Raw genomic sequence first — 12,472 nt, 5'->3', positions numbered from 1 at the left:
AGTTACCTTTTGCGTGAACAAATGTTCTTAACCTTTCACGAAATATAGCTTATCTTATATCTAATCAATGACTAATAAAAGGTGTGAGATCATGGCTATAGTTGTGTCGAGTATTGGTTTGAAAGGGATTGAAGGATATCGTGTCGAGGTGAAGTCTTGCCGGGAGTGGAAGGGGTCAATATTGTCGGTTTGCCGGATGCTTCGGTTAAGGAGTCAAAAGACCGTGTGATGGCTGCTTTGTATGCGAACAATTGTGAGGTGCCGGATAAGAAAATCGTCATCAATTTATCCCCTGCTGAACAAAAGAAGAATAGCCCGATATTTGATTTTGCGATGGCGATTGGGGTTATGAAGGAATCAGGTGATTTAAAGGAGACAATTCCGGATGATGCTGCTTTTCTTGGTGTTTTATCGCTGGGTAGTACGATTAAACCTGTTGATGGGATGCTTCCGGCGATTGTTGCTGCCAAAAAAGAAGGCGTCAATCACTTGTGCTTGACGCCTATGAAAGATACGCCCTTCCCCCAAATAGACGGCATGGACTACTGTTTTGTTGAGACATTACATGATGTTGTTGCCTCTTTTTCCGGTCAGCTTTCTTCATTTGCGATAACTTCTATAACTTCTTCTGAAGCAAAAAATCCTCCAGAGCCAGTAACTTATAATAAAGACTTTCAGCATATACTTGGTCACAAGCAAGCAAAACGGGCGCTGGAAATTACTGCTGTGTGCGGCCATAACGTATTAATGACAGGTCCCCTGGAGGTGGGAAAAGTTTACTGGCCGAAACGTTTCCATCGATTCTGCCTCTCTTAAGCGAAAATCACCAATTCGATGTCATGAGCATCTATCAGTTAATTTGTCAATGCGGGAGCGAAATGAAAATGCGTTTTAATAGACATAATAATACTGCATTCTTTGGTTGTAGCAATTATCCTGCGTGTAATAAGTCTTTAGATTTTGTAGCAGGCTTGCAAGAATACAATCATTTAAACAAAATAGATTTAAATGGTGAAGAATTTGAAGATACAGAATGGTTTTAGTTGAGCATTTTGGTTTGAAGTTGGGGACCTGTTACCACCCGGATTTTGCCATTGTATATCGAATGATATTATGTAGAAGTTGCTGGTTTAGATAGCGCTGGAATATGAAAATTTATCTGTTTACTCAAAATAGCGTTTTCTCCCGCTCGTTTTCATTAATTTTAGAAATTTCCTTGCGACGTTTTCTGAAATAAATGGAGAGCGGGGCGACATGCAAGGTGCGACGATTTTGATGAGGGACGTCTGGGGGGGGGCGAGGAATCCCCCTACCTCCTCAGTGTCCCATTACTGTGCGGTCAGACCGCCGTCGATAACAAATTCGGAACCGGTGCTGTAGCTTGATTCGTCGGATGCAAGGAACAATACCATGTTGGAAACTTCTTCCGGTTTGGCAATTCGGCGATTCGGGATATGTTTCGCGAATTCTTCAACCGCATCTTTGGTGTCGCCTTGGGTAAGCATAGGTGTCTCAATCACGCCGGGATGGACGGAATTGACGCGGATACCATCTGGTGCCAAGCTGAGTGCAGCTGCTTTGGTCATGCCGCGCACAGCGAATTTGGTATCTGTATATCCGATCGCACCGCCAACAAGGCCGTTCATAGAGGAAATATTTACAATCGATCCATTATCTGTCTTTTTCATAGATGGTGAAACAGTTTTTATGCCCAGAAAGACGGATAGTTGGTTGATGTTAAAGACCTTGTGGTAATCATCTACTGTTATGTCTTCAATCGATTTGTTCAAGGTGATGCCGGCATTATTGACCAGCACACTTATAGGTCCAAATGTTTCCTCGGTATCAGCTACAACTCTTTCCCAATCCTCAGCGTTCGTGACGTCAAGTTTCATGAAAATAGCGTTCTCGCCAAGTTCATCTGCCAAATCTTGGCTTTGTTCTTCCATAATGTCAGCGAGCACAACTTTTGCGCCCTCATCAATAAACTTCCGAGCGTGGGATGCTCCCATTCCACCTGCTGCTCCGGTAATAATAGCAACTTTTCCGTTTAATCTGCCCATTTTGAATTCCTCCTTGTTTCAAGTAGATGATGCAGTTTATGAGGCTGAAATCTTTTGACCTAAATACTTAAAACAGTTTAGTACTAAACTATATAAATTAAGTTTAACACTAAACTATTTAGCATTGAAGTTATTTGCACCTGGCTATAGCATACAAATAAACATATCAAATAAAAATGCCCGTCCATCTACCGAGGTTGCACTCCAAAACTAAAGGGCCTTCCAAAGAAGAAAGAAGGCCCTAGGAGTCTTGGACATAATTAAGATATACAATACTAAAGAAGAACGATACTCCGTTTTAGCGTAGGAAATATACGCAGACTCCTACGGGAGGACAGGCATAGGTGTGACCCCACAGTGCTCAGCACGAGGAGGCTCACCAGCCGCCCGTGGAAAGCGACGTATATTTCCGGAGCGGTGTATACGCTCTAACTCGTTCGGATTTTTCCTTAATAAAACCACTTTTGTCCAAGCCTCCTAGTATATGAAGTCTATCTTATGTTCCAGTTTTTATTATGCTTTCAACCGATAATTCAGATTATGTTCTTTAAGCGTTTCATCTTTTCCAAACAAAAAGTGTTTCGCCATATCGGGAGAATACGTCGAGTTGATCGCTTCAACACCGGCTGCTTCAGCAACAGCACGCAGCATGGCAGGTGATGCCCCGCAGCATAAACCAATATAGTTGATGCCCACATTCTTTGCTTCTTTTGCCCATGCCGCTAACTCATAACGATTGTGGTAAAGTGGATCCAATGCGGTCGGAAAGGTCGTCTCCAACGGCAAATGGCAGCTGCAGCCTCCATCAGGCAAATTAAAGAATGTCGGGTGCTCGTTTGTTGTGCGATAAGGTATCGGTAATCCACCAACATATCCCTCCACGTTTTCCCGTATGGCTTCGAGGTATGGCTGCATGGTGTCAGGCCCGCGAAAGCAATTCATGCCAACAACCAGTGCGCCTTCTTCGGAGAGTATGCGGCAGGACTCTTCAACCGTATAGCCGTCCCGTAATATATTTTCTCCCATCAGCCCTAGCGTAATGACTGCCGGCAGTTCTTGTTTGCGAATTTCTTCCAGTGCGATTTGGGCCTCTTCATGGTAATAGAATGTTTCCCCATTTATGAAGTCAACACCTTCTTCTTTGCACCATGTCACCATTTCGGCAAAGATATTCCGTACGCGCTCTTTTGACTGTTCATCTTCCGGGTCAAACAGATTGGTATTGGAGATATTCCCGGCAACTAATGCCTCTTCTGTCGGGTGTTCCCGGGCGATTTCTCTTGCCAGTCGAATCGCATTTCTGTTCAATGGCTCCAGCAATTCTTCTTTACCGATGATGCGCATTTTCTCACGATGGGCATTATACGTGAAAGCTAATACGACATCTGATCCGGCATTCATATAATCCCTATATGTCTGTTTAAGTGCCTCAGGATTGTCCAATGCCACTTCCGGCACAAATGAGCCTGCCTGTAAATAGCCTCTGCGTTCCAGCTCAAATAAGTACCCTTCTCCTGCAATGACTGTTCCTTCCTGTAAACGTTGTTCTAAACTGCGCTTCATATTGTTGTCCTCCTTCTGCATAATATGGCTTCCTTGCAAACACGCCTGAAGTTCATCAGCATGATTTTTACTGACATGATTGGAAAAATCCAGACCTAGCCTCGTTTTATAGCGGGTGCCGACATTTTTCTCATAAGGTCTTCCATCATTTATACTTTCTGACGTTACATGAAAAAACCCCCTTCTTAAAATAGATAAGAAGAGGGTACGCTACCGAAATTGGGGATTCTTCTCATCTTCAGCATGACGCTTCTGGAATTAGCACAGAACAAATGTCTGTTGCTGAGGTTTCGAAGGGCCAGTCCCTCCACCTCTCTGGATAAGAAAATGATATATTTAATTATTGTCATTCACAATACAGCTGTTTTAAGCACATGTCAAGATATTTTTTCAAAAAATCAGAAAGACACTTGTGTGCCAGACTCTTGTGTGTCTGAGGCATCAGATATAATGATGGACATCACCCCGAGAACGGCGATATCACCCGGGGAACGGCAATATCGTCTCGAGAGCGAGGACATCCCCCCGAGGGTGGAATTGATTTTTTTCAAATAAGAGAAACAGCATGGTGTTTGGTGTATATCCGGTCACCGGCATGTGTTTCCTGCAATGGTTTAAAATGAGTTCATTTGGGAATATTGAATGAGTGAATATTCCAGGAGGTGGCTAAGATGAAACGAATAATAGCAATTGGTGCGTCATTGTTGCTGGCTGTTATGCTGACAGCTTGTGGACAAAGCGATAATCAATCCAATGGTAATTCCGATAGTTCGTCCGAGACAGATAATTCCCAGCAAGAAGATATGAGCCAAAACGGCAATGACGATGAAAAGAACACTGAAGATAACAACACTGGCAGTAATGATTCTGCCGCTAAATCAACCGAGAAAGCAAAAAATCAGGATGATATGAAAGCAACGCTGGACAAGCTGGATTTTAATGAAATTGAAGTCGAAGTTTCGTATGGGAAAGACAAGGAATACGAAGCGGAAATCGAACATCATGAAAATGGTGCTGTTGAAGCAGAAGTAGAAGATGAATTGGACGGCACGACGATTGATGATGATTTAAAGGCTTTCAACAACCTCTATCCAAAGGTAAGCAAGCTGCAACTCGGTAAAAATATTGACAAACAAGACGCTATAGACCAGGTACTTAAAGCTTTTGATTTGCAATCGGACTACGAAAAATTTGAAGTTGAAATAACGTTCAAAGACGGAACGAAACTGTCGTTTGAAGACTGATATAAGAGCATAATTAAATGTTGGATACACGAAATCGGAAAGTATTTAAATAGAAGAGGCGCCCTGATTTCACCGATGCTTTGTCGTTCCGATGAAATCAGGGTGTGCAAAAACAACGGTTCACTTCTATTCATTTACCATTTCTTCATTATTTTTAATCATGTGCTGGACTATGGTGCTGGAGTTAAATTCATGTTTGCCGCTGATTAAGTCCAAATAATATTTATGTGTAGCTAGTGTACGTTCAATGTTTTGAGAATTTTTAAAGTGTATCATTTTTGGCTTGATTATTTCATAAATTGTTTTACCGATTTCGATGACAAAAGGATTGTTGGTTGCTTCCAGTACAGCATAATGAAATTCCAGGTCGATCTCAACCAGTTCTTCAGGGCTTAATTCAGGCTGCATTCGTTCGGTTTGAGATTGATATACTTTCTCAATGGGATGGATATCCGTCTGTTTTTGGGTAATAATCATGTTCATCAGAAGGACCTCAAAATGCTGTCTGAACTTAATCATTTCTTCCATGTCATGACTATGCATGATTAAACTGAAGATTAAAGGGTTTAACGTAAAATGCGATACATTATTCGTGATAAACATGCCTTCTCCGCGCTTGATTTGTATGACCCCAATAGCTTCCAAAGTCTTTACTGCTTCTCTTACTGGCGTCCGGCTGACGCCTATTTGCTCCATCAATTCTTTTTCTGTAGGCAGTTTATCACCAGGCTTTAAGGTTCCATTGAGAAGGTTATCTTTAATCATCCTGACGATTTCAGATGAAATGGTACCGTTAACATTCATTTTGTCGATTGATAACCCCATAATCTGCATTCCTCATTTCTGTTAACCTAAATTTCAGTACGTTTGATTTACAAAGTGTTCTGAATTTGATAACGTATATATTATATATAACGTATGACATCATACGTATGATGTCATAGCTATAAATTTACTATACTATGAATCTTAGCGTTTGCAAAGTGTCCTGAATAGGGAATTCCACTAACCTCTGTAAGCGCTGGCACAAAGATTTGTATTAACCCGCACCGATTAAACGGAAACTGAAAAATACTTAATGGGGTTCATTCCCAAAATGAAAGGGGATAAAGCATGAAGGGTAGCGATTTTAATGAAGATTGGCGGTTTAAGGCGGCGAACCGTGAAGCGATAGTCGGCTGTGTTCTGGCTGCTGTCAATATTCTATGGTGGTTTGGTTTTGCTTATGGTTTGGGATCTAAGCCTCCAGAAGAATACACCTATGTATTAGGTTTTCCGGCATGGTTCTTCTGGAGCTGCATTGTCGGATATCTGGTTATGGTCGTTTTGGTATTCATTGTCGTTAAGTTTGTATTGAAAGAAATGCCATTGGAAGATGAAGACGAGAGTGAAGAGGAGGATTCGGCATGAACTGGGGCGTTGTGACACCATTACTGATATTTCTCCTGTTCATTTTTTTGATAGGGATCTGGTCAAACAGGAAGATGGCATCATCAAAATCTTTTTTGGCAGATTATTTCCTTGGGAGCCGTGAATTTGGCGGGATGGTTCTCGCCATGACAATGGTTGCTACGTACGGAAGCGCATCAAGCTTTTTAGGCGGCCCGGGTGCTGCGTACTCAATTGGCTTTGGCTGGGTGCTCCTGGCGATGACCCAAGTGGCTACCGGCTATTTTGTCCTGCTGGTCCTTGGCAAAAAATTTGCGATTGTTACAAGACGGTATCATGCAGTTACGCTTATTGATTTTTTGAAGGAGCGATATCGAAGTACGTCTGTTGTGTTACTATCGGCATTCAGTATCATTGTCTTTCTGTTCTCTGCGATGGCTGCCCAGTGGGTCGGCGGCGCATACTTAATTCAATCGTTAACAGGCATGTCTTATACAGCAGCCCTGTTTATTTTTACATTGTCCGTTTTGATTTACGTCATTATTGGCGGTTTCCGAGCTGTTGCGATGACCGATACTATCCAGGGCATTGTGATGTTCTTAGGTACATTTGTCCTGTTGGTTGCTGTTGTGATAGCGGGTGGCGGACTGCCCACTATTTTCGCTGAACTGATTGCCGAAAATCCTAACTTTGTTACACCATATGGACAGGATGGACAACTGTCTGCCGCGTATATTTCGTCTTACTGGATTCTTGTTGGTGTCGGTGTGATTGCTTTGCCTCAGGTTACCGTCAGGGCAATGTCTTACCGCAATGCTAAATCCATGCACAGGGCTATTTTGATTGGTACGGTCGTGGTTGGATTCATCATGCTCAATATGCACCTGATTGGTGTTTTTGCCAGACCTGTATTGCCGGGAATTGAAGTGGCCGATCAAGTCATCCCGTTAATCGCATTGGATGTCCTTCCGCCATGGCTTGCAGGCATTGTGCTGGCAGCTCCCTTGGCTGCCATGATGTCAACTGTTGACTCACTCTTGCTTCTTGTTAGTTCGTCGGTCGTTAAAGACGTTTATATCAACTATTTTAAGCCTGAAGCATCCTTTCAACACGTTAAGAAAGTGAGTATGGGTGTCACAGCAGTGATTGGAATTATCGCGTTTTTGTTATCTATCAATCCGCCTGAACTGCTTATATTCTTGAACCTGTTCGCATTTGGCGGACTGGAAGCAGCGTTCATTTGGCCAATTGTACTGGGACTATATTGGAAAACAGCTAACAAATCAGGAGCCATTGCTTCGATGATAACCGGTATTGTTTCCTATATAGGCATTCATTTCTACAATGAAGCGTATGGCGATTTATTTGGTGTTCACACGGTAACAGTACCTGTTCTCTTGTCCCTGTTGGCCTTTGTTGTGTTTAGCCTTTTATTAAAAGAGTCCGCATATGAATTTCCAAAAACCACAATGAAAAAAGATGCATAAGGAGTGTACTGTCATGAACTTAACAAAAACTGACCAGCTTAAAAGGGATCATGAAAGAGCTGTTTCTTTAACTCAGCAGCTGGTTCAAATACCGAGTGTTTACCGACCGGAAGAGCCGGATGGCAACGAAGAGAAAGTTGCCCATTTTACAGCCGATTATTTGCGTGATTTGGGCATCGATGTATATGTCGAAGAGGTTGAACCCGGCAGACCGAATGTCATTGGTGTGATTGATTCCGGCAAGCCGGGTAAAACGCTTTTGTTCGAAGGTCATACCGATGTTGTAACAGAAGGTGATCGGGAAAGCTGGAAGTATGATCCTTTTGCGGCGCAGATCGTTGATGGGCGGATGTATGGCAGAGGAACCAATGATACAAAAGGCAATCTGGCATGTATGATCACAGCTGTCCAGTCAATTTTGGAGGATACCGAAACGTTCACGGGTAAAATTGTCCTGTGCATTCCCGTTGATGAAGAAAGAATGATGATCGGTATCAAGCATTTTATTAAGCAAGGCTGGGCGGATGACGTTGACGGGGCCATCATTTGTGAACCGGAAGAAAACCAAATTTGTGTTGCACAGCGCGGGGCCTTACGAATCCGTATCACTGTTAACGGGAAGATGGCTCATGGCGCCATCTCCTGGAGCGGTATTAATCCGAACTGGCGCATGGCTAAAATCATCACGGCGCTTGAAGCATTGGAAAAAGAAGAACAGGAGATGCACGGCGAACATCCTTATTTAAAATGGCCGAGCATTACGCCGACGATTGTCCAAGCACCGGCAACAGGCGATGCGCAGATTAATGTCATTCCGGAAAAAGCGATGACGACACTGGATATCAGAACCATCCCTTCGCAGGATCATGACAACATCATTCAAAAGATTGAAGCTATTTTTAAGAAATTAAAAATAGCTGATGATGACTTTGATGCGGACTACGAGATTATTGAAAATCGCCCTGCCACAGAAACAGATCAGGCAAACCCGGTTGTGTCAGCTGTTCACGATGCAGTGAAGGCGACGCTGGATAAGGAACCGGACTATAACGGGGTTCCGGGTGCAACCGATGGCACCTTTCTGCATATCCACGGTGTGCCAATTGTCACAACCGGTGCGGGCGACCGCGAAGTGCCGCATCAAATTAATGAGTATGTGGATCTAAACGAACTGGGCGAGACGACGGAAATTTACCGGCAAGCCGCTTTAAATTTTTTAAATGAGGATGATAAGAACCGTGGCTCATAAAATTGCAATCATACCGGGAGATGGAATCGGAGCAGAAGTGATGAACGAAGCTATGAAAGTATTGAATGTGCTCGAAAACCACTATTCACTGGATATGAATTATGATGTGTTTGATTGGAACAGTGATTATTATATGAAGCATCAGCGCATGTTGCCAGAGGATGGTCTTGAAAAACTGAAACACTATGATGCTATTTTGTTCGGGGCGATTGGTGATAATCGTGTTCCGGATGATGTCACGGTATGGGAATTGATTATGCCGATCCGAAAAGCGTTCCAGCAATATGTCAATTTTCGACCGGTTAAGCAGTTAAAGGGCATCGAGAGTCCGCTGGATAACTCCCATAGAGGACAGATTGATTTTGTCATTATGCGTGAGAATTCAGAAGGGGAATATTCTGATTCAGGCGGTTTAATGTTTCAAAATCAGGAAAAAGAAATGGCCATTCAAAATTCTATTTTCACAAAGCAGGGGATTAACAATATTGCCGGGTTCGCTTTTGACTACGCCACTAAACATCATTACAGCAAAGTGACCAGCGCGACAAAATCCAACGCCATCACCCACACGATGAAATTTTGGGATAGGGAAGTTGGAAAAATTGCTGACGCGTATCGCGATATAGACTATGAAAAAATTTACGTCGATGCGTTAGCCGCGAAGTTTGTCCAGCAGCCGGAGGAATTTCAGGTGGTACTGGCTTCGAACTTGTTCGGAGATATTCTGTCGGACTTGGGTTCAGCTGTTGCCGGAGGGCTTGGTATTTCCCCCTCAGCAAACATCAATCCAAGCGGTGCGTTTCCATCCATGTTTGAACCGGTTCATGGCTCAGCACCCGACATTGCCGGCAAAGGATCAGCCAACCCAATTGCTCAAGTATGGTCGCTTGCGCTCTTGCTTGAACACTTGGGGAAGGAAGATTTACACGATCATATTCTTCAAGCGATTGAAGAATTGTTATCTGATAAAACCAAGGTAACAAAAGATATCGGCGGTACCGCCAGTACTTCTGAAACTGGGGATGAACTGGTAAAAATTTTACGTGATAATAAGGTGGGTTTTAAATGACGTTAAAAGATAAAACCATTGTCGTTGCCGGTGCCGGCGGCGGAATGGGCAAAGCGGTCGTAAAGACACTCCTCGAGGAAAAAGCTAATGTTGTCGGTTGTGATTTGAATATCGCCACACTTGAGGAGTTCAAGGACGTTGATGCGTTCCTTGGGATAGAAGGGGATTTGCTGAATGAACAACACGTTGCACATGTTTTCAGCAAAGGAAACGAAACATTTGCAAGTATTGACGGGCTTGTCAATGCTGCCGGCAGTGCTCAACACTCAACACCGATTGAACAGGTTGATTTGCAGGAATGGTATAAACTCATGGATCTCAATGCAACGATGACGTTTCTAACGTGTCGGGAAGCTGCCCGTTATATGAAAGAGCAGGAACGTGGTGCGATCGTCAACATCGGCTCGGTTGCGACTACCCGGCCAAGACCCGGTCTGCAGGCGTATGTTGCTTCAAAAGGGGCCGTTGAATCATTTTCGAAAGCATTGGCCTTAGAACTGGCAGACAGCCAAATAAACGTGAACGTTCTTCACCCGGGTCCAAGTGATACCAACATGCTATGTCAATTTGCTCAGGAGGGTGCCGACGTAGAAAAAATGAAAGAAACGGTATTCAAGGACAGCGTTCCGATGGGCAGACTTGTGAAGCCTCAGGATATTGCAAATTCGGTCAGATTCTTATTATCTGCTGATGCCGGTATGGTAACCGGAAGTGTCTTTCACGTTGATGGCGGCAGAAATATTTGATAACAGCAAATGATTTGAGGAGGTGGTTTGATGGAAGCGTTACAAATGTATGTGAACGGCAAATGGGAGGACAGCAGCAACAAAGAGGTTATTAACGTTACGAATCCATCCACAGGGAAGGTCATGGCGACTATACCGCGGGGGGATCATGGTGAAGTTGACAGAGCAGTAAACGCGGCAAAAGATTCATTTGTCAGTGAAGAATGGCGGCGCTTCAAGCCGTTTGAGCGAGGCCGGCTGTTATATGACGTAGCTGGGAAGCTAAAGGAAAATCGGGATGAACTGGCAAGACTGGAAACAATGGATGTCGGCAAACCTTTGAGTCAAGGTTATGCTGATATCGATGCTGCCATAAGATATTTTGAATTTTATGGCGGTGCGGCGGATAAAGTGATGGGAGACACGATCCCGATTGAAGACGGTCTCATTGATTATGTAATCCGTGAACCAATCGGTGTGACGGCCCATATTGTACCGTGGAATTATCCGATTCAAATCTTGTCGCGGAGTGTGGCCGCAGCGATTGCGATGGGTAATACAGTCGTTGTTAAAAGTGCAGAGGATACCCCCCTGACAGCATCACGGATCGCCGAGTACTTTGATCAGACTGACTTGCCAAAAGGTGTCTTTAATCATATCACAGGGTACGGCCATGAAGCAGGTGCCGCTTTATCATCGCACCCGTTGATCAATCATTTAACCTTTACAGGATCGGTAGGAACGGGAACAGCCGTTGCAACTGCCGCGACATCGAATGTGGTGCCTGTCACGCTGGAGCTTGGCGGTAAGTCGCCTAACATCGTTTTTTCGGATTGTGATATCGATAAGGCGGTCGAAGGCGTTGTTAAAGCAATTATTCAAAATGCCGGCCAAACATGTTCGGCGGGTTCAAGGTTATTGGTTGAAGAATCATTTAAGGAAACCTTTCTGAATAAACTGGTTGATCGGTTTAACACATTGTCGGTTGGCCCCGCTCTGGATGATTACGACGTGGGCCCGATATTAAATCAGAAACAATTTGATCGGATTCAGGACTTTATGGCATTGGCTGAGCAGGAAGGCACCGTGCTGACCGGCGGCAAACGAATCAACTATGAAAAATATGAGAATGCGTGCTATATGGCACCAACTATTATCGATGATCTTTCACTTAACAGCAAACTCGCACAAGAGGAAATTTTTGGCCCGGTCCTGTCCGTGTTTACGTTTAAGAATGAACAGGAAGCGATTGAAATGGCCAACAGCACCGACTACGGTCTCGTTACAGGCATCTGGACAAGAGACATCAATAAGGCTCATCTATTAATGAGCCGAATTGATTCAGGCCAGGTATTCATTAATAATTACGGTGCCGGTGGCGGAATACAAATGCCATTCGGCGGATATAAAAAAAGTGGTTTTGGCCGGGAAAAAGGGTGGATAGCTTTATATAATTATACGCAAGTGAAGAATGTGGCGATTAAGTTTGATTAGAATAAGTGGATCCTGGAAATCATAGATTATGATTTCCAGGATATTTTTTATAACGTCAGAAAGTATAAATTATGGATGACCTTATAAGAAACGAACATGGCTACGCCTTCTCGTAGCCACCATCTACCATGAAAATGAATGTCTGCACCAACTATAGTATAGCTCGTTCATACATGGTGAATGATGTAA

12 protein-coding genes and 1 riboswitch are annotated in these 12,472 nt (G+C 43.6%); of the genes, 9 read left to right on the top strand and 3 right to left on the bottom strand.

The window, feature by feature from the left end:
• The first annotated feature begins 165 nt into the window (after positions 1-165).
• Both IEW67_RS07975 and IEW67_RS18125 read left to right on the top strand, forming a co-directional pair.
• Positions 166-816, top strand: coding sequence for a magnesium chelatase domain-containing protein (locus tag IEW67_RS07975; RefSeq protein ID WP_229671708.1), 651 nt, complete (start codon positions 166-168; stop codon positions 814-816).
• A 68-nt stretch (positions 817-884) separates the two neighbouring features.
• Positions 885-1,043 carry a hypothetical protein gene (locus IEW67_RS18125; RefSeq protein ID WP_229671703.1) on the top strand — a complete coding sequence of 53 codons (159 nt, stop codon included), beginning with the start codon at positions 885-887 and terminating at the stop codon, positions 1,041-1,043.
• A 285-nt stretch (positions 1,044-1,328) separates the two neighbouring features.
• Here IEW67_RS18125 and IEW67_RS07965 read toward each other — a convergent pair whose 3' ends face one another.
• Together IEW67_RS07965 and IEW67_RS07960 are read right to left on the bottom strand one after the other, a co-directional pair.
• Positions 1,329-2,063 carry a glucose 1-dehydrogenase gene (locus IEW67_RS07965; RefSeq protein ID WP_188632537.1) on the bottom strand — a complete coding sequence of 245 codons (735 nt, stop codon included), beginning with the start codon at positions 2,061-2,063 and terminating at the stop codon, positions 1,329-1,331.
• 513 nt (positions 2,064-2,576) lie between these two features.
• A complete protein-coding gene (locus IEW67_RS07960; RefSeq protein ID WP_188632536.1) occupies positions 2,577-3,626 on the bottom strand; it encodes a homocysteine S-methyltransferase family protein in 1,050 nt (349 codons plus the stop codon).
• Between the two features lie 229 nt (positions 3,627-3,855).
• Positions 3,856-3,952, bottom strand: a riboswitch (SAM riboswitch).
• A 345-nt stretch (positions 3,953-4,297) separates the two neighbouring features.
• On the opposite strand from IEW67_RS07960, the gene IEW67_RS07955 reads away from it, so the two are divergent.
• Positions 4,298-4,870, top strand: a complete 573-nt coding sequence (locus IEW67_RS07955) for a YusW family protein (protein ID WP_188632535.1) — start codon at positions 4,298-4,300, stop codon at positions 4,868-4,870.
• A 126-nt stretch (positions 4,871-4,996) separates the two neighbouring features.
• On the opposite strand, the gene IEW67_RS07950 is transcribed toward IEW67_RS07955, so the two are convergent.
• Entirely contained in the window at positions 4,997-5,695 is a 699-nt protein-coding gene (locus IEW67_RS07950) for a FadR/GntR family transcriptional regulator (RefSeq protein ID WP_188632534.1), read from the bottom strand.
• Between the two features lie 288 nt (positions 5,696-5,983).
• On the opposite strand from IEW67_RS07950, the gene IEW67_RS07945 reads away from it, so the two are divergent.
• Genes IEW67_RS07945 through IEW67_RS07920 form a run of 6 tightly spaced genes read left to right on the top strand, consistent with a single transcriptional unit; the run spans position 5,984 to position 12,283 of the window.
• On the top strand, positions 5,984-6,280 hold the full coding sequence (locus IEW67_RS07945) for a YhdT family protein (RefSeq protein WP_188632533.1): 297 nt from the start codon (positions 5,984-5,986) through the stop codon (positions 6,278-6,280).
• Entirely contained in the window at positions 6,277-7,746 is a 1,470-nt protein-coding gene (gene panF, locus IEW67_RS07940; RefSeq protein ID WP_188632532.1) for a sodium/pantothenate symporter, read from the top strand. The genes IEW67_RS07945 and panF overlap by 4 nt, the downstream gene beginning before the upstream one ends.
• A 13-nt stretch (positions 7,747-7,759) precedes the next feature.
• Positions 7,760-8,995, top strand: a complete 1,236-nt coding sequence (locus IEW67_RS07935) for a M20 family metallopeptidase (RefSeq protein ID WP_188632531.1) — start codon at positions 7,760-7,762, stop codon at positions 8,993-8,995.
• On the top strand, positions 8,985-10,064 hold the full coding sequence (locus IEW67_RS07930; RefSeq protein ID WP_268238654.1) for a tartrate dehydrogenase: 1,080 nt from the start codon (positions 8,985-8,987) through the stop codon (positions 10,062-10,064). Before IEW67_RS07935 ends, IEW67_RS07930 begins: the two co-directional genes overlap by 11 nt.
• Complete coding sequence (locus IEW67_RS07925) at positions 10,061-10,810, top strand: SDR family NAD(P)-dependent oxidoreductase (protein ID WP_188632529.1); 750 nt, start codon at positions 10,061-10,063, stop codon at positions 10,808-10,810. The genes IEW67_RS07930 and IEW67_RS07925 overlap by 4 nt, the downstream gene beginning before the upstream one ends.
• Positions 10,811-10,840: 30 nt before the next feature.
• The gene (locus IEW67_RS07920) at positions 10,841-12,283 is read left to right on the top strand and encodes an aldehyde dehydrogenase family protein (protein WP_188632528.1); all 1,443 of its coding nucleotides are present in this window, start codon (positions 10,841-10,843) and stop codon (positions 12,281-12,283) included.
• Positions 12,284-12,472 lie beyond the last annotated feature (189 nt).

It is taken from the genome of Lentibacillus kapialis (assembly GCF_014646635.1).
GTDB classification, from domain to species: Bacteria; Bacillota; Bacilli; order Bacillales; family Amphibacillaceae; genus Lentibacillus; species Lentibacillus kapialis.
Note: the sequence above shows the minus strand (reverse complement) of the source record. Positions and strands in the feature narration are given on the sequence as shown.

Coding starts and splice junctions, on each gene's coding strand:
- IEW67_RS18125 (WP_229671703.1), top strand. CDS start 885: ATGCGTTTTAATAGACATAATAATACTGCATTCTTTGGTTGTAGCAAT.
- IEW67_RS07965 (WP_188632537.1), bottom strand. CDS start 2,063: ATGGGCAGATTAAACGGAAAAGTTGCTATTATTACCGGAGCAGCAGGT.
- IEW67_RS07960 (WP_188632536.1), bottom strand. CDS start 3,626: ATGAAGCGCAGTTTAGAACAACGTTTACAGGAAGGAACAGTCATTGCA.
- IEW67_RS07955 (WP_188632535.1), top strand. CDS start 4,298: ATGAAACGAATAATAGCAATTGGTGCGTCATTGTTGCTGGCTGTTATG.
- IEW67_RS07950 (WP_188632534.1), bottom strand. CDS start 5,695: ATGGGGTTATCAATCGACAAAATGAATGTTAACGGTACCATTTCATCT.
- IEW67_RS07945 (WP_188632533.1), top strand. CDS start 5,984: ATGAAGGGTAGCGATTTTAATGAAGATTGGCGGTTTAAGGCGGCGAAC.
- panF (WP_188632532.1), top strand. CDS start 6,277: ATGAACTGGGGCGTTGTGACACCATTACTGATATTTCTCCTGTTCATT.
- IEW67_RS07935 (WP_188632531.1), top strand. CDS start 7,760: ATGAACTTAACAAAAACTGACCAGCTTAAAAGGGATCATGAAAGAGCT.
- IEW67_RS07925 (WP_188632529.1), top strand. CDS start 10,061: ATGACGTTAAAAGATAAAACCATTGTCGTTGCCGGTGCCGGCGGCGGA.
- IEW67_RS07920 (WP_188632528.1), top strand. CDS start 10,841: ATGGAAGCGTTACAAATGTATGTGAACGGCAAATGGGAGGACAGCAGC.